The sequence below is a fragment of the Bradyrhizobium viridifuturi genome, from assembly GCF_001238275.1.
In the GTDB taxonomy this organism is placed as follows: domain Bacteria; phylum Pseudomonadota; class Alphaproteobacteria; order Rhizobiales; family Xanthobacteraceae; genus Bradyrhizobium; species Bradyrhizobium viridifuturi.
Genome location: NZ_LGTB01000032.1, coordinates 92797 through 112689, shown reverse-complemented (window position 1 = coordinate 112689; position 19893 = coordinate 92797). Strand labels below are relative to the sequence as shown.

The 19893-nt window shown below is 63.9% G+C and carries 20 protein-coding genes; 14 read left to right on the top strand and 6 right to left on the bottom strand.

Annotated features, from left to right (window positions below; all coding sequences use genetic code 11):
* The first annotated feature begins 175 nt into the window (after positions 1-175).
* The 14 genes from ALC15_RS27040 to ALC15_RS46550 all read left to right on the top strand — a co-directional run bounded on the left by ALC15_RS27040 (position 176) and on the right by ALC15_RS46550 (position 15114).
* Positions 176-1126, top strand: a complete 951-nt coding sequence (locus ALC15_RS27040) for a helix-turn-helix transcriptional regulator (RefSeq protein WP_050629896.1) — start codon at positions 176-178, stop codon at positions 1124-1126.
* A 49-nt stretch (positions 1127-1175) separates the two neighbouring features.
* On the top strand, positions 1176-2126 hold the full coding sequence (locus ALC15_RS27035; RefSeq protein ID WP_050629921.1) for a helix-turn-helix transcriptional regulator: 951 nt from the start codon (positions 1176-1178) through the stop codon (positions 2124-2126).
* A gap of 102 nt (positions 2127-2228) precedes the next feature.
* Entirely contained in the window at positions 2229-2525 is a 297-nt protein-coding gene (locus ALC15_RS42195; RefSeq protein ID WP_094194122.1) for a hypothetical protein, read from the top strand.
* Between the two features lie 114 nt (positions 2526-2639).
* Positions 2640-3845, top strand: a complete 1206-nt coding sequence (locus ALC15_RS27030) for an NAD(P)/FAD-dependent oxidoreductase (RefSeq protein ID WP_050629895.1) — start codon at positions 2640-2642, stop codon at positions 3843-3845.
* 72 nt (positions 3846-3917) lie between these two features.
* A complete protein-coding gene (locus ALC15_RS27025; RefSeq protein WP_050629894.1) occupies positions 3918-4712 on the top strand; it encodes an acetoacetate decarboxylase in 795 nt (264 codons plus the stop codon).
* 32 nt (positions 4713-4744) lie between these two features.
* Positions 4745-5926 carry a DUF3734 domain-containing protein gene (locus ALC15_RS27020; protein ID WP_094194121.1) on the top strand — a complete coding sequence of 394 codons (1182 nt, stop codon included), beginning with the start codon at positions 4745-4747 and terminating at the stop codon, positions 5924-5926.
* Between the two features lie 26 nt (positions 5927-5952).
* Positions 5953-7101 (top strand): HlyD family secretion protein, encoded by a 1149-nt coding sequence (locus ALC15_RS27015; protein WP_050629892.1) that lies wholly within the window; start codon positions 5953-5955, stop codon positions 7099-7101.
* A 40-nt stretch (positions 7102-7141) separates the two neighbouring features.
* Positions 7142-8761: an MDR family MFS transporter gene (locus ALC15_RS27010; RefSeq protein WP_050629920.1), complete on the top strand. Its 1620-nt coding sequence runs from the start codon at positions 7142-7144 to the stop codon at positions 8759-8761.
* 27 nt (positions 8762-8788) lie between these two features.
* Entirely contained in the window at positions 8789-9253 is a 465-nt protein-coding gene (locus ALC15_RS27005) for a carboxymuconolactone decarboxylase family protein (protein ID WP_050629891.1), read from the top strand.
* A 42-nt stretch (positions 9254-9295) separates the two neighbouring features.
* Positions 9296-10078 (top strand): 3-hydroxybutyrate dehydrogenase, encoded by a 783-nt coding sequence (locus ALC15_RS27000; protein WP_050629890.1) that lies wholly within the window; start codon positions 9296-9298, stop codon positions 10076-10078.
* A gap of 53 nt (positions 10079-10131) precedes the next feature.
* Entirely contained in the window at positions 10132-10842 is a 711-nt protein-coding gene (locus ALC15_RS26995) for an SDR family NAD(P)-dependent oxidoreductase (protein WP_050629889.1), read from the top strand.
* A gap of 126 nt (positions 10843-10968) precedes the next feature.
* The gene (locus tag ALC15_RS26990) at positions 10969-12174 is read left to right on the top strand and encodes a threonine/serine exporter family protein (protein WP_244486280.1); all 1206 of its coding nucleotides are present in this window, start codon (positions 10969-10971) and stop codon (positions 12172-12174) included.
* A gap of 652 nt (positions 12175-12826) precedes the next feature.
* Positions 12827-13834, top strand: a complete 1008-nt coding sequence (locus tag ALC15_RS42190; RefSeq protein WP_094194120.1) for a tetratricopeptide repeat protein — start codon at positions 12827-12829, stop codon at positions 13832-13834.
* Positions 13759-15114: an O-linked N-acetylglucosamine transferase, SPINDLY family protein gene (locus tag ALC15_RS46550; protein ID WP_244486282.1), complete on the top strand. Its 1356-nt coding sequence runs from the start codon at positions 13759-13761 to the stop codon at positions 15112-15114. The genes ALC15_RS42190 and ALC15_RS46550 overlap by 76 nt, the downstream gene beginning before the upstream one ends.
* A 46-nt stretch (positions 15115-15160) precedes the next feature.
* Here ALC15_RS46550 and ALC15_RS26980 read toward each other — a convergent pair whose 3' ends face one another.
* From ALC15_RS26980 to ALC15_RS47290, 6 genes are read right to left on the bottom strand one after another with little or no spacing between them, the layout of a single operon-like run.
* Positions 15161-16468, bottom strand: coding sequence for an amidase family protein (locus tag ALC15_RS26980; protein ID WP_050629886.1), 1308 nt, complete (start codon positions 16466-16468; stop codon positions 15161-15163).
* A 30-nt stretch (positions 16469-16498) separates the two neighbouring features.
* The gene (locus ALC15_RS26975) at positions 16499-17182 is read right to left on the bottom strand and encodes a DUF2848 domain-containing protein (protein ID WP_050629919.1); all 684 of its coding nucleotides are present in this window, start codon (positions 17180-17182) and stop codon (positions 16499-16501) included.
* Between the two features lie 13 nt (positions 17183-17195).
* Positions 17196-17858, bottom strand: coding sequence for an ABC transporter ATP-binding protein (locus ALC15_RS26970; RefSeq protein ID WP_050629885.1), 663 nt, complete (start codon positions 17856-17858; stop codon positions 17196-17198).
* Positions 17858-18604: an ABC transporter ATP-binding protein gene (locus tag ALC15_RS26965; protein WP_050629884.1), complete on the bottom strand. Its 747-nt coding sequence runs from the start codon at positions 18602-18604 to the stop codon at positions 17858-17860. The genes ALC15_RS26970 and ALC15_RS26965 overlap by 1 nt, the downstream gene beginning before the upstream one ends.
* Positions 18601-19524 (bottom strand): branched-chain amino acid ABC transporter permease, encoded by a 924-nt coding sequence (locus ALC15_RS26960; protein ID WP_050629918.1) that lies wholly within the window; start codon positions 19522-19524, stop codon positions 18601-18603. The genes ALC15_RS26965 and ALC15_RS26960 overlap by 4 nt, the downstream gene beginning before the upstream one ends.
* Positions 19524-19883: an ABC transporter permease subunit gene (locus ALC15_RS47290; RefSeq protein ID WP_283806297.1), complete on the bottom strand. Its 360-nt coding sequence runs from the start codon at positions 19881-19883 to the stop codon at positions 19524-19526. Before ALC15_RS47290 ends, ALC15_RS26960 begins: the two co-directional genes overlap by 1 nt.
* Positions 19884-19893 lie beyond the last annotated feature (10 nt).

The following is a 19893-nucleotide window of genomic DNA, read 5'->3' as shown; positions in this document are numbered from 1 at the left end:
ACCTAGCCCAAGGTACAGGTCGACCTATCCGCTTGAAACGAGAGCCATAGACCCGCCGCATGATACCGTCCGCGGCACCTTCCGTCGATATTGCGAGCGCGCCACCGGCAACAGCCACGACTGCACGGCGGCCAATGCAATCTATGCCGTGCATTTCTGGCGTAGGGACAAGTCCATGAACGAACCGAGCTTGCAGGATCCTTCGAGAGCTCCGTCGGCACCGCCCAGCCGCCACGAAATTGACTTTCCGGCCTCCGATCGACGAGCGGCCGATGCCGAGATGGCACGGGTGCTCGGAACGACGCCGTTTCACATGGCATTGGACGCCTCCGGCGCCGGGATCGCTCATTGGAAACACGAACCGTTGCACGACGTCGTGGAGCCCATGAGCCACCACGTCATCATGGCCTACAACGGCATGACGCAGCGTATGGAACGGCGGTCCGGCAGATCGGTTGCGATCGGAACGTTTCGTCGCGGAGTCGTGATCATCATTCCGGAAGGATCCAGCTCCCGGTGGGATATTCCAAAGCCGGTCGACGTCGTTCAACTCTATCTTCCGCATCGAACGCTGATGCGCGTTGCCGACGAAGCCGGGACCGCCACATCGACGGACCTCCTCGAGCGAACGGCGCATCCCGACTCCATTACATCCCGATTGCTGTTGAGCGCGGCCAGTGCGCTGGAAGGCAATGGAGCTCTCGATATGCTGTTCAGGCATCAACTAACGGAGCTCCTGGCCGCCCGCCTCCTGGCAGCCCACAGCGGTTCGCCGACCACGTTCCAGCCAACCATGGGCGGACTTTCGCCCAAGGTGCTGCTCCGTGCCATCGAGCGCTTGCGTTCGGACAGCGAGGTCGACGTTTCCCTCGATGCCTTGGCTGCGGAAGCCAATCTGTCGCGATTCCACTTCTGCCGCGCGTTCAAGGAAAGCACCGGCCTCTCCCCTCACGCGTGGTTGCGCCAACACCAGCTTGAGCGGGCGATGCAGATGCTGCGCGACACCGATGAATCGATCGCCATGGTTGCGGCCGAGCTTGGCTATGCCTCGCAAACAGCGTTCGCTGCTGCGTTCCGGCGATTGACGGGAGAGGCACCGAGCGATTGGCGGCGGCGCGTGCGTTAGCGGCAATCGCACTGCAAGCAGAATGTCTTCAGAACGCGAGGTCAGCTCGATGAGCAAGACGGTCCTGCACGATCCTATGAAGGCTCTGTTTGCCGAACCGGGTACGCACCGCAGCAGCTCGCCAGCCGTCGAACGGCGCCCTGCCGACGCCGAGATGGCGCGGGTTCTCAAGACGGCGCCGCTCCAGATGACGTCAGGCTCCAGCAATGGAGTCATCGCGCACTGGAAGCATGGGGCACTGCACGACGTGGTCCAGCCGATGATCGATCATGTCGTCATGACCTACCCAGCAGGCATTCAACGCCTGGAGCGGCGCACCGGAAACTCGATCGCGATTGGAACGGCTCGCTCCGGAGTCGTGACCATCATTCCAGCTGGATCAAGCGCCAGATGGGATATTCCTGGCGACGTCGATGTCATCCAGCTCTACCTTCCCCACGCAACGCTCGAACGCGTTGCCCGCGAAGCCGACACGTCCACACCCGGCGATCTTCTGGAGCGGACGGGGCATGCTGACGCCGTCATATCCGGATTGCTGATGAGTGCAACGGAGCTGCCGGACGGCAATGCCGTCCTGGACGCCCTATTCAGGGACCGACTGACAGATATCTTGGCCACGCGCCTGCTGGCCGGACACAGTGGCGCGCCAACCGCCTTCGAACCGGTTTCAGGCGGGCTGTCTCCCGGCGCCCTGCGGCGCGCGATCGAGCGTCTGCGCTCGGACAGTCTTGCTGACGTGTCGCTTGCTGCGCTCGCATCCGATGCTGGTCTGTCGCGCTTTCACTTCTGCCGCGCCTTCAAGGAGAGCACCGGGCTTTCACCTCACGCCTGGCTGCGCCAGCTGCGGCTCGAGCAAGCCATGACCATGCTTCGCACCACCGACGTGTCGATCGCGTTAGTGGCAGCAAGGCTTGGCTATGCCTCTCAGGGGGCGTTTACCGCGGCCTTCAGACGGCTGACAGGTGAAACACCGAGCGATTGGCGGCGACGAGTACGCTAGCAGCAATCGCGCTGAAGGCACCGCAATCGCTCTGGCGCCGGTTCAGCTTTGGTAGGGTAGATAAACAGGGTACCCCGCGCTCTCCAATGACGGAGATAGACGATGATCTCGAAGACCTTCGTTAGCCTTCTTGCAATCCCGCCGCGGCGCAAGCTGGTCGCCCCCACAATCCTGTACGGACTATCGTTGGCAATTCGCTTCACCTCGGCAACCGGTGAAGAGGTGGAAATTCCTGCGCAATCACTGCAAAGGACGTCTCCGGAAATTTCCATGATGGCCAACAATGGCGCACCGCTTCCCTACGTCGGCTGGGGCAGTCCGAATGCCGCTGAACCGCTGTTCTTTCGTCGCCGCTTGCCGCCGCAGGCGTCGTCTCCGCCGAGTTGCGCATCTCCTTAGCGCCTGAGGACTCGTTTCACGTCTTCGCGTCGTCGTCAATCACGAGGAGCCGCTACCTGGGAGCGGCGGCGGCCGCGCGCCTATGCCCGAAGATCAACCACAGGAGAAGATCAAATGCGACTTGTCATCATAGGCGCCGGCTTCGCCGGCATGTATGCTGCGCTTTCCGCCGCTCGGCTCCGCGACATCCAGGGCGTTTCGCCTCGAGACCTCGAGATCGCGCTGGTAGCGCCCGAGCCGACGCTAGTGGTTCGCCCCCGGCTCTACGAGCAGAAGCCCGAGACGCTGACGGCACCTCTCCAGGAAGTCCTCAAGGCGATCGACGTTGTCTATGTGCAAGGTAGCGCCGAGACTGTCGACACCAAGTCCCGCACGGTGGACATCTGCGACGCCAAGGGCGCGAAGACGAGCCTCTCCTATGACCGGCTGGTCGTAGCGACCGGCAGTCGTTTATTCCGCCCGAATATTCCCGGTCTTGCCGAGCACGCCTTCAGCGTTGACCAGCTCGACGATGCGATTGCGCTCGACCGTCATCTCCACAGCCTGACCGAACGGCCGGCAAGGAACGGGCGCGACACAGTCGTCGTCGCCGGCGGCGGATTCACCGGAATCGAGGCGGCGACGGAGATGCCCGCGCGGCTTCGATCGATCTTCGGCAATAGCGCCAAGCTGCGCGTGGTCATCGTCGATCGGAACAACGCGATTGCTCCCGACATGGGCGCAGGCCCACGCCCCGTCATCGAAGGCGCATTGCGCAAGCTCGGTGTCGAGACGCGGCTCGGCGCCGGCGTCGCCTCGCTGGACAAGACGGGCGTCACGTTGACTTCCGGCGAGCATATCGAAGCGGAGACCGTGATCTGGGCCGCAGGCATGCGCGCCGCGCCGCTGACGGCGCAGATCCCCGCCGAGCGCGACAGTTTCGGCCGGCTGCTTGTCGACCGCGACTTGCGGGTCCCCGGAGTACCCGGCGTTTTTGCAACCGGCGATGCGGCCAGAGCGGCGTGCGATGACGTCGGCAATTACGCGCTGATGTCCTGCCAGCATGCCGTACGCATGGGTGCCTTCGCCGGCAACAATGCCGCCGCCGAGCTCCTGGGAGTTGCGCCCAAGCACTATCACCAGGAGGTCTACGCGACCTGTCTCGACCTCGGAGAAGCCGGCGCGATCTTCACGCGAGGCTGGGATCGAAAGCTCGAGTTGGTCGGCGACGAAGCGAAGAAGACCAAGCAGCAGATTAACACCGTGTGGATCTATCCCCCGCAGGCCAAGCGCGCCGCCGCACTGGCATCCGCCGATCCGGAGCGTGTCGGCGAAGTGTGAAGCCTGACTCGACAGCGGACCGCGCCGAGAGACGCGGTCCGCCCTGCAAAGATCAACCTGGAGCCTGCCCCGATGAAACACGAGACCGTGCGCGCGACCGCACTCGCGATGCCACTGACGAACCCGGCGTTTCCGCCCGGCCCCTACCGCTTCGTCAACCGCGAGTACTTCATCATCCAGTACCGGACCGATCCTGAGGTGCTGCGCCGCATCGTACCGGAGCCACTCGAGCTGACTGAACCGGTGGTGAATTACGAATTCATCCGCATGCCTGACTCGACCGGCTTCGGCGACTACACCGAAAGCGGCCAGGTCGTCCCCGTTTCCTATCAGGGTCAGGTCGGCAGCTTCACCCATCAGATGTTCCTCAACGACCATCCCCCGATCGCGGGCGGACGTGAGCTCTGGGGCTTTCCCAAGAAGCTGGCGCAACCGAAGCTCGCGGTCGAGATCGATACGCTGGTCGGCACTTTGAACTACGGCTCGGTCCGCATCGCGACGGGCACCATGGGTTACAAGCACCGTGCCCTCGACCTCGAGGTCGAGGCGAGAAAGCTCTCCGCGCCCAACTTCCTGCTCAAGATCATCCCGCATGTCGACGGCACAGCGCGCATCTGCGAGCTCGTGCGCTACCACCTCGAAGATATCACCGTGAAGGGCGCATGGACCGGACCGGCTGCGCTGGACCTTTTTTCGCATGCGCTGGCCCCCGTCGCCGAACTCCCGGTGCTCCAGGTGCTGTCGGCCAAGCACGTCGTTGCCGACCTGACACTCGGGCTCGGCACCGTGGTGCACGACTACCTGTCTGCAGGCCGGGCTCTGCGGCGCCACGAGCCCGAATTCTTGATCGAAGCAACCGCCGGCTGACTGGATCGGCCGCAATATCGGGAGTCCGCAACATGCTTAACGTCATGCGCGAGCAAGTCAGTCCTGCGCCGCAGCGAGCCAGCTCGCTGCCCTACGATGTCGTCGCCTTGGTGCTGCAGGGCGGCGGAGCGCTCGGAGCTTATCAGGCCGGTGTCTACGAGGGCCTGCACGAAGCCGGCATTCGACCCAACTGGTTGGCCGGCATTTCGATCGGTGCGCTCAATGCGGCCATCATCGCCGGCTCGCCAGAAGGCGAGCGGGTCGAACGGCTACGCCAGTTTTGGGAGACCATCTGCGCCAGTCCGGTCGGGTGGCCCGCCGGCGAAGGGCTGGCGGATGCCCTGCCGTATGCGTTCGATCTTCGCTCGCTGCACAACACCTTTGCCGCGATGAGGGCCCTGTTCCAGGGGCAACCCGGCTTTTTCAAGCCGCGCTTCCCATCGCCGCTCTGGTCGCCGTTTTCGGGCGACGCCGCGACCAGCTTCTACGACACCGCACCGCTGCAACGGACACTGGAGCAGCTCGTCGATTTCGACCGGTTGAACTCCGGCGAGGTACGCGTCAGCGTCGGCGCGGTCAACGTTCGCACCGGAAACCTGACCTACTTTGACACCACCGAACGCAGGTTGGGACCGAAGCATTTCATGGCGTCGGGCGCACTGCCACCGGGCTTCCCTTCGATCGAGATCGAAGGCGAACACTACTGGGACGGCGGCGTCGTTTGGAATACGCCGCTCTCGCGCGTGCTGTCCAGTGAGCCGCGCGACACGCTGACATTCCAGGTCGATCTCTGGTCGGCACGAGGACGTGTCCCTCACGACATGATGGAAGTGTCGAGCCGGCAGAAGGACATCCAATACTCCAGCCGGACGCGGGCGATCACGGATCAGGCCTTGCGGATGCAGAAGATGCGTCAGGCATTGCAGCGGACGATCGAAAGGCTGCCGGAAAGCGCGAGGGCGGATCCGGAGATCCGCGCCATCGCCGAGATGGCTCGTCATCGCTCCTGCAACATCATCCACCTGATCTATCAGTCCAAGGTCTACGAGGGCCAGTCCAAGGACTACGAGTTCGGGCTGAACGCGATGCGGGCACACTGGCAGAGCGGGTTGGAAGACATCCGCCGGACCTTGTCCGACCCACGTCGCCTCGACCTGCCGGCTCCCGAGCTCGGCATCATCACGCACGACATCCATCGGCCGATCGAACTCTAGCTCCCACCTGGTTTCGGAGAAGCGCCATGTCTTCCCTTTCCTTTGCGCCTGAACAGTCAACCAAGAGCACTCTGCGCCCGTCGCGCAGGGCGATCCGGCGGGGAGCGCTGGCATTCGGCGCGGCCCTTGGAGTCGCCGGGGCCGCCGCTTTCGGTCACTACTACATGACGACCGGCCGCTACCTGGAGACGACCGACGACGCCTATGTCAAAGCCGACTCCACCATCATCGCGCCGAAGGTTTCCGGCTACATTGCCGAGGTCCTGGTCGCAGACAACGAGCCGGTGAAAGCCGGTCAGCTGCTGGCCCGGATCGACGACCGCGATTTCGCCACGGCCTTGAACCAGGCGAAAGCCGACGTTGCGGCCTCCCAGGCAGCGGTGAAGAACCTCGACGCGCAGATCGAATTGCAGGAGCCGCTCGTTCAACAGCAGGCGGCCGAGGTCGACGCGACCGAAGCCAATCTGAAATTCGCCCAGCAGGAGCGCGCCCGGTACGACGAGCTCATGAAGTCGGGTTCAGGCACGGTTCAGCGCGCCCAGCAAACCGACGCGATGCTGCGCTCCCAGACCGCGCAATTGCAGCAAGGCAAGGCGGGGTTGATCGCTGCCAACAAGAAGATCGAGGTGCTCTCGACCGAACGCGCCCAGGCGCTCGCCCAGCTTGATCACGCCCGCGCGCTCCAGCAGCAGGCGGCGCTGAACCTGTCCTACACGCAAGTCACCGCGCCGATCGACGGCACGGTCGGCGCGCGCACGCTGCGCGTCGGTCAATTCGTCCAGGCCGGCACGCAGCTGATGGCGGTCGTCCCGCTGGATGCCGTCTACGTCGTTGCGAACTTCAAGGAAACCCAACTCACCCATGTGCGCAATGGCCAGCCGGTCGAGCTGCGCATCGACAGCTTCCACGCGATCAGGCTGAGGGGCCATGTCGACAGCCTCTCGCCGGCAAGCGGCCTGGAGTTCGCGCTGCTGCCTCCCGACAACGCCACCGGCAATTTCACCAAGATTGTGCAGCGCGTGCCGGTGAAGATCGTGCTCGACGATCGCAACCTGAAGGGCCTGCTGCGTCCAGGGATGTCGGCGGTGCCCACGATCGATACCAAATCGGAAGTCGTTGCCGCACGCGAAGCCGAAAGACATCTCGCGTCGCGCGGCCGGCAACCGCGCGGCTGATCGTCCGCGCATATCCCTGCTTGTTTGCAAGGAGACCACCGTGACGACGTTGCAGAACACCGCCGGCGCCTTGCCCGCGAACGAGCCTTTGCCGTCCCCCGCGGCGCCGGTGGCGCAGACCGTCACGGCAAAGACCTGGCTCGCGGTAACCGGCGCGACGCTTGGCGCCTTCATGGCAGTACTCAATATCCAGATCGTCAACGCCTCGCTCGCCGACATTCAGGGCGGTATAGGCGCAGGCATCGACGACGGCGGCTGGATCTCGACCTCCTACCTGATCGCCGAGATCGTGGTCATTCCGCTCAGCGGCTGGCTAGCCCAGGTGTTTTCGGTCCGCATCTATCTGCTGACCAACGCCTTCCTGTTCCTGGTGTTCTCGGCGGCGTGTGCGATGGCGCAGGATTTGCCGCAGATGATCGCGCTGCGCGCGGTGCAGGGCTTTACAGGCGGCGTCCTGATCCCGATGGCGTTCACGCTGATTATCACTCTGCTGCCAAAGGCAAAGCAGCCGATCGGGCTGGCGATGTTCGCGATCTCCGCGACCTTTGCGCCCGCGATCGGACCGACCATCGGCGGCTATCTCACCGAGAATCTTGGCTGGAAATACATCTTCTATGTCAACGCCGTGCCCGGCGCGGCGATGATCGCGATGCTGTTCTTCTCGCTGGAAGCGAAGCCGATGAAGTTGTCGCTGCTCCGCGAAGGCGACTGGGCGGGCATCATCACCATGGCGATCGGACTCGCCGCCCTGCAGACCGTGCTGGAAGAGGGCAACAAGGACGACTGGTTCGGCTCGCCTTTCATCGTTCGGCTGACTCTGATCGCCGCGGTTGCGCTGACCCTGTTCCTCGCAATCGAGCTGACCGTGAGCAGGCCCCTCTTGAACCTGCGCATCCTGGCCCGCCGCAATTTCGGCTTCGGCGTGCTCGCGAACTTCCTGCTCGGCGTCTCGCTCTATGGTTCGGTCTACGTCCTTCCGGTCTATCTGTCCCGGATCCAGGGCTACAACTCCGAGCAGATCGGCATGGTGCTGGCATGGACCGGCCTGCCACAGCTCGTGCTGATACCGCTGGTACCGCGCCTGATGAAGAACTTCGACCCGCGCCTCGTCATCGGCGTCGGCTTTGTGCTGTTCGGCGGTTCCAACTTCTTCAATATCCACATGACGAATGACTACGCCGCCGATCAGCTGTTCTGGCCGAATGTCATCCGCGCGCTTGGCCAGGCCCTCGTCTTTGCGCCGCTGTCCGCCGTTGCAACGGCGGGAATGGAGGCGGAGAACGCCGGCTCGGCATCGGCGCTCTTCAACATGATGCGCAATCTCGGAGGCGCGATCGGCATCGCCGCGCTGCAGACGCTGCTGACGAAGCGCGAGCAATTTCATTCCAACGTGCTCTCGCAGCAGGTGACATTGTTCGAGCAGGCGACCCGTACCCGGATCGATCAACTCACCCAGTATTTCATGAATCACGGCGTGATCGATCGCGTCGATGCCGTCCACCGCGCCTACGTCGCGATCGGAAAGATTGTCCAGAAGCAGGCTTTCATCCTCGGCTTCAGCGACACCTTCTATCTGCTCGGCATCTCGCAGATCGTAGCCCTGATGGCAGCACTGATGCTCACCAAGCCCGACCGCGTCGATGCCGGCGGCGGTCATTGACCATCCCATCCCCAGAGGAGAACGATCATGAAACCCCGCATGAATTTCTACCAGGCCGCCCCCAAGACCATCAAGGCGCTGACCGCGGTAGAGAATCAAATCCAGTCATCCGGCCTCGAACTGTCATTGATCGAGCTCGTCAGGGCCCGTGCCTCGCAGATCAACGGCTGCGCCTTCTGCATCAACATGCACACGCTGGATGCACGCAAGCACGGCGAAACCGAGCAGCGGCTCTATCTCCTGAACGCCTGGCGCGAAGCGCCACTCTACAGCGACCGCGAACGCGCCGCACTGGCCTGGACCGAGGCGGTCACGCTGATCTCCGAAACGCACGCGCCCGACGACGTCTATGACGAGCTCTGCCAGCACTTCTCCGACGCCGAGGCGGCGAACCTGACCATCCTGATCGGAACGATCAACGCGTGGAATCGCCTTGCCATCGCTTTCCGCGCCATACCGCCAAGCAGGGCCAGGGCGGCGTCGGCCGCCTGAGTCTCTACGTACATCAACTCTCTCACATCGAAAGGAACTGCCATGCTGAAGGGAAAAGTAGCAATCGTCACCGGGTCAACCAGCGGCATCGGACTGGGCATCGCCAAGGAATTGGCCGGCCTCGGCGCCGACCTGGTGCTGAACGGATTTGGCGACGCCGCCGAGATCGAGTCGATTCGCGGCGGCATCGAGCGTGAGAGTGCCGTGCGTGTCATTTACGACGGCGCCGATATGTCGAAAGGAGACGCCGTACGCGGGATGATCGCGGCCGCGTTCGAGAAATTCGGACGCATCGACATCCTGGTGAACAATGCCGGCATCCAGTTCACCGCTCCGGTAGAGGAATTTCCCGCCGCCAAGTGGGACGCGATCCTTGGGATCAATCTGTCCGCGGCATTCCACGGCATCGCCGCCGCGGTGCCCCGGATGAAGAAGCAGCGCTGGGGGCGGATCATCAACATTGCCTCGACGCACGGCCTTGTCGCCTCAACCCATAAGGCCGCCTATGTTGCGGCCAAGCACGGGCTGGTTGGCCTGACGAAGGTGGTCGGTCTCGAGACCGCCGGCAGCGGCGTCACCTGCAATGCGGTCTGTCCGGGCTGGGTGAGAACGCCCTTGGTCGAAAAGCAGATCAGCGACATGGCCGCGCGACGAGGCATCACCCAAAAGGAAGCGGCCAATGAGCTGCTGGCCGAGAAGCAGCCGTCTCTGGATTTCGTGTCTCCCTCACAGCTTGGCGGCACGGTTGCCTTCCTCTGTTCACCCGCGGCGGACCAGATCACCGGCACGACGATTTCCGTCGATGGCGGCTGGACCGCGCAGTAGCTGAGACGAGACCGGCGGCGTTGCCGCTTCAACAGAGGATATGAAGGCACATCATGGGTACAGAACGGAAAGTGGCTATCATCACCGGCGCGTCGCAAGGTATCGGCGAGGCGTTGGTCGGCGCCTACCGCGATCGCAACTTTCGCGTGGTCGCGAATTCCCGCTCGATCAGGCAGTCGTCCGATCCGGATATCCTGGCCGTTGCCGGGGACATCGCCGATCCGAGCACCGCTGAGCGCATCGTGTCGCAGGCGATCGACCGTTTCGGTCGTATCGATACCCTCGTCAACAATGCCGGCATCTTCGTCGCAAAGCCATTTACCGAATATTCGGACGACGACTATGCCAACCTGCTGGGGATCAATCTCGACGGTTTCTTCCATGTTACCCGCCGCGCAGCCAAGGAAATGCTGAAGCGGGGATCCGGGCATATCGTGCAGATCACAAGCAGCCTCGACGAACACGCCTTCAGCAGCGTGCCTTCGGCGCTGGCAGCTCTCACGAAAGGCGGCTTGAACGCAGCAACGAAGTCGCTCGCGATCGAATATGCGCGCAAGGGTATCCGCGTCAACGCTGTCGCGCCCGGCGCGGTCAAGACGCCGATGCACGCACCCGAATCCTACGACTTCCTGGCCAAGCTGCATCCGGTCGAACGAATGGGCGAGGTGCGCGATGTCGTCGATGCGGTGCTGTACCTCGAAGGAGCCAACTTCACCACGGGCGAGATCCTGCACGTCGACGGCGGACAGAGCGCCGGACACTAGGGAGAGCACCGCGCCGTCCGAATCGACGGCGCGGAACGGCATCCGGAATTTCGAGGCCAGCTTGTAATGACGGTCGTACCTCAATCGTCCCGGTCGGACTCTGAGGCTGCAGCGCGCGAAGCGGCATTGGACACTGTCGCGCTGGCAGCCAGGCTGCTGTTTGTCCACGGGCAAACCACGGAGCGGATGGTGGTGACTGCCGAACGCCTTGGGGCAGCCATGGGCGTGCCGGCGAAGGTGCTGCCGGACTGGGACAAGCTTACGGTCGAGTTCGACGGTACGTCGTTGTCCGAGGTCGTCCCTGCGAAGCCGCTCGCCGTAGACATGCACAGGGTGCTCGCCGTCACCGTCATTGTGGACCGGCTATGCAACGGCACCCTGCCGGCGGATCAAGCACGGCCCGCGCTGCTTTCGGCCGGAAACAAACCCACCGCGAGCACGCTCCAATTCACTTCGGCTGCAGCCATCGGCGCGGCGTCTCTCGGGGTAATCTTCGGCGCGCTCGACATCGCGAGCCTGATGCTCATTGCATCGAGCGCCGCCATCGGCGCCCTCGTCCGACGTAGGCTGTCAACCCTGAGCACCAACCCCTTTGTCCAACCGCTTTGCGCCGGCCTGATTGCCGGCCTCATCGCGGCCGTTTCGGCCAACCTTCATTTGCGGATTGCGACAGCGCTCGTCGCATTCTGTCCTTGCATGATGCTGGTGCCGGGCCCGCATCTCCTCAACGGCGCGATCGATCTCGCCCGGACGCGGATTGCACTTGGCATCGCTCGCCTGACCTATGCCGCCATCATCGTGCTCATGATCTGTTTCGGCCTGCTGCTGGGGTTCGCGGCCAGCGGGGCCGCACCCCCAGCCGCCGGACCATCCGCGCCCGTGCCACTCATGGCCGACGCGATCGCGGCAGGATGCGCCGTCGCCTCCTTCGGGGCGTTGTTCTCGATGCCATGGCGCATGCTGCCATTCCCGGTTGCGGCCGGCGTGCTCGGGCATGCGGCACGGTGGGCACTGATCTCGCTCGCAGGGACGAATGTCGCGACCGGAGCGCTCATCGCCTGCATTCTGGTCAGCATCATCGTGACGCCGGTGGTAGACCGCCTGCATCTGCCCTTCGCCGCACTGGGCTTTTCCGCGGTCGTCTCCATGATGCCGGGCTTCTTTCTGTTCCAGGCCGCGAGCGGCCTCGTCGAATTGGTCTCGATGGGAGCTCGTGCGCCGACCACTCTGCTGACGAATGTCGCCGCGGATGGCACCACGGCATTTCTGGTCGTCTTGGCGATGACGTTCGGGTTGATCCTGCCGCGCATGCTGCTGGAATCTCGCTTGTGACATGGCACGCATCGTCCAAGGGACGGTAATCCAATTGACTTTCTGGCTGTGAAGGCGCCGCCGATCAGTTCGCCGTCACGGGCGTGGATTTCGACGGGAAAGCAACGCCGAGTTATTCCGCTACGCGAGGCCCGGCGCGCAAGGTACCAGGAGATCAGGGCCGTCCGGTTCTCGATACTGTCGATGCGGTGGAGCTCCCGACGTCGAGTGTCCAGACCGAAACGGCTTGGAGACAGCCTGCGCCCGGGGAGCCTGAATCTTTTTCAACCAATGCCGCGCATCGGTTGTTGGCATTCTTGTCGGCATCGGCACAATCCGAAGACAAAAATTATTTCAATTTCAGATGGTTACACCATTAGACTGCTATCGGCCCTGGGGCACCACGCTTCGCCCTTGCGGGCTTCGCTTGGCGCAGCCACGCGAAAGGCTGCAAGGGCGAAGCGTGTCCGGCGAAGCTTGAGCGAAGCGAGAGCGACGGACGGCCTGGGCCTCATCTGGCAACGTTCGATCTTTCCAGATCAGATACGGTCTTCCTTGCGGCATTCACGGCCGTGCGCCCGCTTTTGCTGCTATACGGCGGTATCCGTGCTGGTAGATTACAATGCTGCTGGTATTGCGATTTTTGAGTGAACGGAGCACGTGACGAGGTCGGATGCCCGAAACAAGTGAGCCCTCCCTGCCCGCGTTCGCGCAGGCTCTCGCGCTGCATCAGCGGGGGCAGTTGGCGGCGGCAGAGAAGATCTATGAAGATATTCTCCGGCGACAGCCAAGCAACTTCGATGCGCTGCATCTGTTAGGCCTGATTTCCGCACAGACCGGCCGCAGCGAGCGCGGTGTTGACCTGATCCGGCGAGCGATCAGGCTCAACGGCAACGTTGCGGACGCGCACAACAATCTGGGTAACGCGCTGCGCGATTTGCGCCGCTTCGACGAAGCGCTCACGAGCTTCGACCGGGCGACCGCGCTCAGGCAAAACCTCGCGCCGGCGCTCTACAATCGCGGATTGACGCTCGCAGACCTTGGCCGCCACGAGGAGGCGCTCGCCAGCTACGATCGCGTGATCGCACTGGTGCCGGGCCATGCAGATGCCCATCGGAACAAGGGCGCCGCGCTGAGAAAGCTCGGGCGGTTCGAGGAGGCCCTGGCGAGCCTGGACAAGGCGATTGCGCTCAAGCCCAACGACGCCGGTGCACACAACGATCGTGGCAACGTGCTCAATGATCTCGAGAGGTTCGATGAGGCGCTCGCGAGCTACGACCGGGCGCCGGGAATTGCCGGCGCGTGCTACAACCGCGGCAACGTGCTGACCAGGCTGGATCGTCTCGAAGAGGCGATCACAAGCTTCGACAAGGCGATCGCACTGCGGCCCGACTATGGCGAAGCCTACACAACCGCGGCACGGCGCTGCTCAAGCTCAGGCAGCCCGAGGCGGCGCTCGCCAGCATCGACAAGGCGATCCAGTACAAGGGCGACGATGCGGCGGCCCATGCCAACCGCGGCAAGGTCCTATCCATGCTGGCGCGCTACCACGAGGCCCTCGCTGCCTATGACAGGGCCGTCGCGCTCAAGCCGGACCAGGCCGACATCGAAGGCTATCGTCTGCACGCCAAGTCTCACCTTTGCGACTGGGACAACTTCGACGCCGATTGCGCCCAACTGATCGAGTCGATCAGGGAGCGGAACGCGACGACGGCGCCATTCCTGTTTTGCAGCGTTCCTTCAACGGCCACCGACCAGCTGCTGTGCGCCACGCGATGGACCGCGAAGAACCATCCGCCGTCCGAGAACCAGCGCTGGCGGGGCGAGCGCTATCATCACGATCGAATTCGCATCGGCTATTTCTCATCGGATTTCTGCAATCACGCGACATCGCATTTGATGGCAGGGATGTTCGAGTGCCACGACCGGTCGAAATTCGAGACGGTAGCCATCTCATGGTCACCCACCGACCCCACGGAGATGCGTCGACGGCTTGAGGCGTCGTTCGATCGCCTTGTCGAGGTCGGGGACATGAAGGACGATGAAGTCGCCGACCTGATCCGACGATTGGAGATCGACATCCTGGTCGATTTGAAGGGCTTTACCGGGGGATCCCGCACCAGAGTCCTGGGCCGCCGGCCCGCCCCTATCCAGGTCAGTTATCTGGGTTACCCCGGAACACTCGGTGCCCCGTTCGTCGACTACATCATCGCCGATCGGACCGTGATCCCGGACCACCATCGCGAATTCTACAGCGAAAAGGTGGTCGCGCTGCCCGACACCTATCAGGCCAACGACGACAAGCGCGCCATTGCCGATCGTATCTTTACGCGCGGTGACGTGGGGCTGGCACCGGCGGGCTTCGTGTTTTGTTGCTTCAACAACAACTACAAGATCACGCCCGACATGTTCGATCGGTGGATGAGGATCCTCGGCCGCGTCGAGGGCAGCATGTTGTGGCTGCTCGAAGCCAGCGCCGAGTCTGCCGCAAATCTGCGCAAGGAGGCGGTCGCGCGTGGCGTCGCTGCGGAACGCCTTGTGTTCGCACAGCGTGCGTCGTTACCCGACCATCTCGCACGCCACCGCCTCGCCGACCTGTTCCTCGACAGCACGCCCTACAACGCCCACACGACCGCCAGCGACGCGCTATGGGCCGGGCTGCCGGTGCTGACCGTTCTCGGCGAAACATTTGCAAGCCGGGTCGCGGCAAGCTTGCTCCACGCGGTCGGCCTGCCCGAGCTTATTGCGGAATCGCCGGAGGCCTACGAGCAGATGGCGGTGGATCTTTCAATCCATCCCTCGAGGCTCGCGGCGCTCAAGACCAGGCTGACAGCCAACCGGCAGACGGCACCGTTGTTCGATACCAAACGTTTCACGGGGCATATCGAGGCCGCTTACACCGCGATGCATGAGCGCCACCGGGCGGGCCTTGCGCCGGACCATATCGTCGTCCCGGCGTGATCGTTGCGGTGTCGCCAACTTTCGCGGCCGGCGGGCGCAAGCCGCCTTACAGCAGCGCCTCGACACAGGACGCGATCTCCAGCAGGCGCCGGTCGGCATTCCTGCGGCCGATCAGCATCAGGCCGACCGGAAGCCCGTCTACGGGTATCGGCAATGAGATCGACGGACAATCGAGCAGATTGGCGACCCGTGGATTGCGAAGCACGAGGCCATTGGCCTGATGGAACGCAGCGTCCTCTTCAACCGACGACAACAACGGCGCGCGGATCGGCGTCGTCGGCAGGATGAAAACCTCATCATTGCCGAAGGACTGCTCGAAGAACCGGATGGCGGCTTGCCGCAGCCGCACCATGCGCACATAGTCGATACCGAGGATACCGGCGCCCGCCTCGATGCGAACGCGGGTCTTCGGATCGACCTCATCCAGGCTCGACAGGCCGAGACCACGCAACGTCGCGCCGACCTCGATCGACGGAAACGTGCCGATCCCATCGATCTCGGCGACATCGTCGAGAGCGGCCTCGATCGATCCATCCGCAATCTGCAATCCACTTGATCGAAGCCGCTCGACGGCATTCTCGAACGCGCCGAGCACCTCCGGCTCGCAACTATCAAACAGGCGACCGCGAGCGACCGTGAGACGAAAGGTGTAGGGAGAGGCCGGCTGCGGCCGCGACGCCACGTCTCCACCCGACAGCACCTGATCGGCCATGAAGCAGTCCGCGACGCTCGAGGCGATCGGACCGATGGTATCGAGGCTCGACGACAGCGAGAACGCGCCGGCAGTCGGCACGAAGCCGCTGGTCGGCTTGAAGCCGGTCGCCCCCGACAGCGCTGCCGGAATTCGGATCGACCCTCCGGTGTCGCTCCCGATGGCGATTTCGGCCATGCCGTCAACAACCGAGACGACCGCCCCTGACGAGGATCCTCCCGGCGCGCGCCGGCGGTCGCGGGGGTTGCCAGGCACCGCATCGTGCGGATTGGTGCCGAGTGCGGAAAAGGCAAACTCGGTCATCTGCGTCTTGCCGATGATCACGGCTCCCGCCGCGCGCAAACGCTTCACGACCAGCGCGTCTTCAGCGGCGGGCGGCAAGGCGCGCAATACGGCGGAGCCCGAGCTCGTCACGGTGCCGGCGACGTCGAACAGAGCCTTGACCGAGACAATGCGACCGTCGAGCGGGCCGCGCGTCGTCCCGGCGGCGACTCGTCGATCGGCGGCTTCGGCCTCGCACCTAGCGCTCTCTTCGAACAAAGCGGTGAAGGTATTCTCTGCGTCAGATGATCGCGCGCGTGTCAGCGCGGCTTCCAATCGTGCCACGGCGGTGGGTTGAGATTGGTCCTTAGCTAACGTCATCGGTCGACGCTCCTCACCGGACGCTGGCGGTCACGAGACGACCGGAAGCACATCGATGTCGTAACCGTGGATCAGGGAGCGCTTGAGAACCGGATCGCTCAACTCCATTTCGAAGCGCGCTGCCGGTCGAATTCCGCCGATCGCACCCGGCGTGCCGCAGAACATCAAGGTCCCGGCCGGAAGGATGTCGGCGTTCGCGTAGCGGCGAATCAGATCGCGCGGGGTTCTCAGCGAGGAAACCGGGCTCTCCTGATAGAGCACCCGCCTGCCATCAATTGTCGCCCACGAGCGAAGCACGAGTTCATCCCAGTGCGGCTCGACGTCAGCGTAGGACCAGAGCTGCCGGCCGACCGGCTTGCCGCAGAGCTGCTTCGAAAGTGCGATGCCCGCGGCTTCCGCCTTGCGATCGGTATGGTCGGATCCGATTCCGATCCAGAGGCCGTCGGCCATGGCGACCACGACGGGCTCGACCTCACCGGAACTGTCCGGACCGAGCACGGTCAAGCGATCCGCCTGCGTCAGCGTCTGCGCCGCGACACGGTAGTAGAGCGGCGTCGTCGACGGGCGCGGGATTCCGAGCGCCGCGAGCTCCTCGATATGGTGCTCGATCGCCGCCGCGTTCCTGCCCGCCCAGCCCGCGACCACGAGCGATTCGATTTCGACGCCGACGTGGTCGGTCCGATCCTTCGCGATGCGGTCAAACTTCATGAACATGGGCTTTGTCATCCTAGGTTGAAGGTACGAGAATCTCGCCGCGCTCGATCTGCAACGTGCGATCCGCGACGCGGTCGAGCAGGGCCGGCGAGGATTCCGTGATCAGCAGGGCGAGCTCCGGCCGGTGCTTGCGCAGCTCACCGAGGGTTCGTGCATAATCGAGCGCCAGGGCCGGCGCCAGCCCCTGGAACGGTTCGTCGAGCAACAGGACCTTGCGCGCGACCGTCAGCGCACGGCCCAGCGCAACCATCTTGCCCTGCCCGCCGGAAACGCCGCCCGCCGGCCGGGCCCGCATCGCATGCAGTTCGGGCAGCAGCGTATAGATCTCGTCAAGCCTGCGAACGATCTCCGGCTTGTCGAGGTTCAGAGCCAGTGCCGGAAGGCGGATGTTCTCCTCGACGCTCAACTCCGGTATCAGCCGGCGATCCTCGGGCGCATATCCGATGCCGGCCCGGGCGCGCGTGTAGGCCGGCCGGCTGCCGAGATCGTCGGCATCGAGGTGGATCGAGCCCTCGTCGTGCGCGATGAGGCCCATGATCGCGCGAAGCGTCGTGGTCTTGCCGGCGCCATTGCGCCCGATCAACACCGTGGTCTTGCGCGCGACGATGTCGCAGCTGACCTTGCGCAGCACGCGAACGCCCTCGATCGAGACGCTAACCTTGTCGAGCCTGAGCATCAGGCCACCCCCACGACGCGTTCGCGGACCTGCGCGTTGCCGAACACCTCATCTGGTGGCCCTTCGGCCATGATGTTCCCGGCATTCCACACCAGGACGCGGCTTGCGTAACGTGCAACCACGTCCATGTCGTGCTCGACGAAGAGAGCGGTGATGCGGCGCTGGTGCAGCGCGCTCATTAGCGCCTCCATCAGCGGGAAGCGTTCCAGCGCGCTCACGCCGCTGGTCGGCTCGTCCAGCAGCAGCAGCCGCGGCTTGAGCGCCAACGCAACGGCGATGTCCAGCAGCTTGCGATGACCTTCAGGCAGGGTGCTGCTGATCCGCTCGGCGTCGCCGTCGAGACCGACCAGTTCGAGCAGGGCCATGGCCTCCTCGCGCCGTTTCGCTGTTTCGAGCGGCCGGACCGCGCTCCACAGTCCGTCGGTTGCCGCAAGCGCGAGCATCATGTTGTCGATCACGCGCTGTGCGGAGAACAGTTGCGGAATCTGAAAGGCGCGCGCGACGCCTCGCCGCGCGATGGCGCGCGGCGACAGCCGGGTGATATCGGTGCCGTCGAGCAGAACGCTGCCTGAAACCGGGCGGATATAACCCGTGCAGATGTTGAGCAGCGTCGTCTTGCCCGAGCCGTTCGGACCGATGATCGCGAGAAACTCGCCGTCGTGGATCGCGATGCTCGCCCCGTCGGCGGCCTTGACCCCGTTGAATGCGACACAGAGGTTCTTGGCCTCCAGGATGGGACGCCTCATGGGCTCGACGCCTCCTTGCGCGCGAATAGTCCATAGATGCCCTGCGGCATGAACATGATCACGATGATCAGAGCCATGCCCACGATCAGATTCCAGGCATCGGTTACGGTCACGGCTGCGCTGTGCAGCAGTTCGAGGAACAAGGCGCCGATGAACGCGCCCGGCACGCCACCGATGCCGCCAAGCACGGCGATCAGGACGAGATGGCCGGATGCCGTCCAGAACGCGAAGTCGGGGACCACGCGGCCGATCGCAAGAGCGGAGATCGCGCCACCGAGGCCGGCGAGGGCCGCCGATATCACGTAGGCGATCAGCAGCACCGCCCAGACCGGAATGCCCAGATATTCGAGCCTGATCTCGTTGGTATGGACGGCCGAGAGCGCATGCCCCAGCGGACTGTCGAGGTATCGCTGGACGGCGAGACCGACGAGCACCATCAGCGCCAGGCTGAGGTAGAACAGCATGCTCTTGAACATCGGCTCGGCGAAGACGACGCCGAACACCGCCGGAATCGGAACCGGCATCCCGTCCGTTCCACCCGTGACTCCATAGAGTTTGGCGCACAGCGCGTAAAACACCATGGAGACCGCGAGATTCAACATCGCGAAGAAGATCGCGCGATAGCGGACCAGGAACGCACCGGCGATCACGCCGGTCAGCGCAGCGACCAGCACCGAGAGCACCAGAAGCAATCCGAGGTCGTTGACGCCGCCACCCGCCAGGAAGGCGACGCCGTAGGCGCTGGCGGCGAAGAACATCGCGTGACCGATCGAGATCAACCCGGCACGCAGCAGCACGGCGACACCGAGCGCCGCAAAGCCCTTGGCGATCGCAAGCGTCAACACGAATTGAAGCCACGGCGCGGCGACAGGGAGCAACGCGAGCGTGAGAACCGCGGCCGCGGCCAGGAAGATTCGCATCATATCCTCCGCGCCGTTACCGATCCGAACAGGCCGTAGGGGCGGATCAGAAGCACGATCAGCATTGCTGCATAGGGCGCAACCGCGTCCAGCGAGGGCGCCAGATAGATCGCGAGCACGCGCGCCAGCCCGACGATCAGCGAGGCGACCGCGGCACCCTCGATTTGCCCGAGCCCTCCGATCGCCGCTACCGCAAAGGCGAGCACCATGGTGTCGGCCCCGAGCCCCGGGGCAATGCCCGATGTCGGTGTCGCCAGAGCGCCCCCGAGTGCGGCAAGGAACACGCCGAGCGAGAACGCCAGGATGAAGATCCGGTTGGTATCGATACCGATCGACTGCGCCATTTCACGGTCGGTCACGACGGCCGTG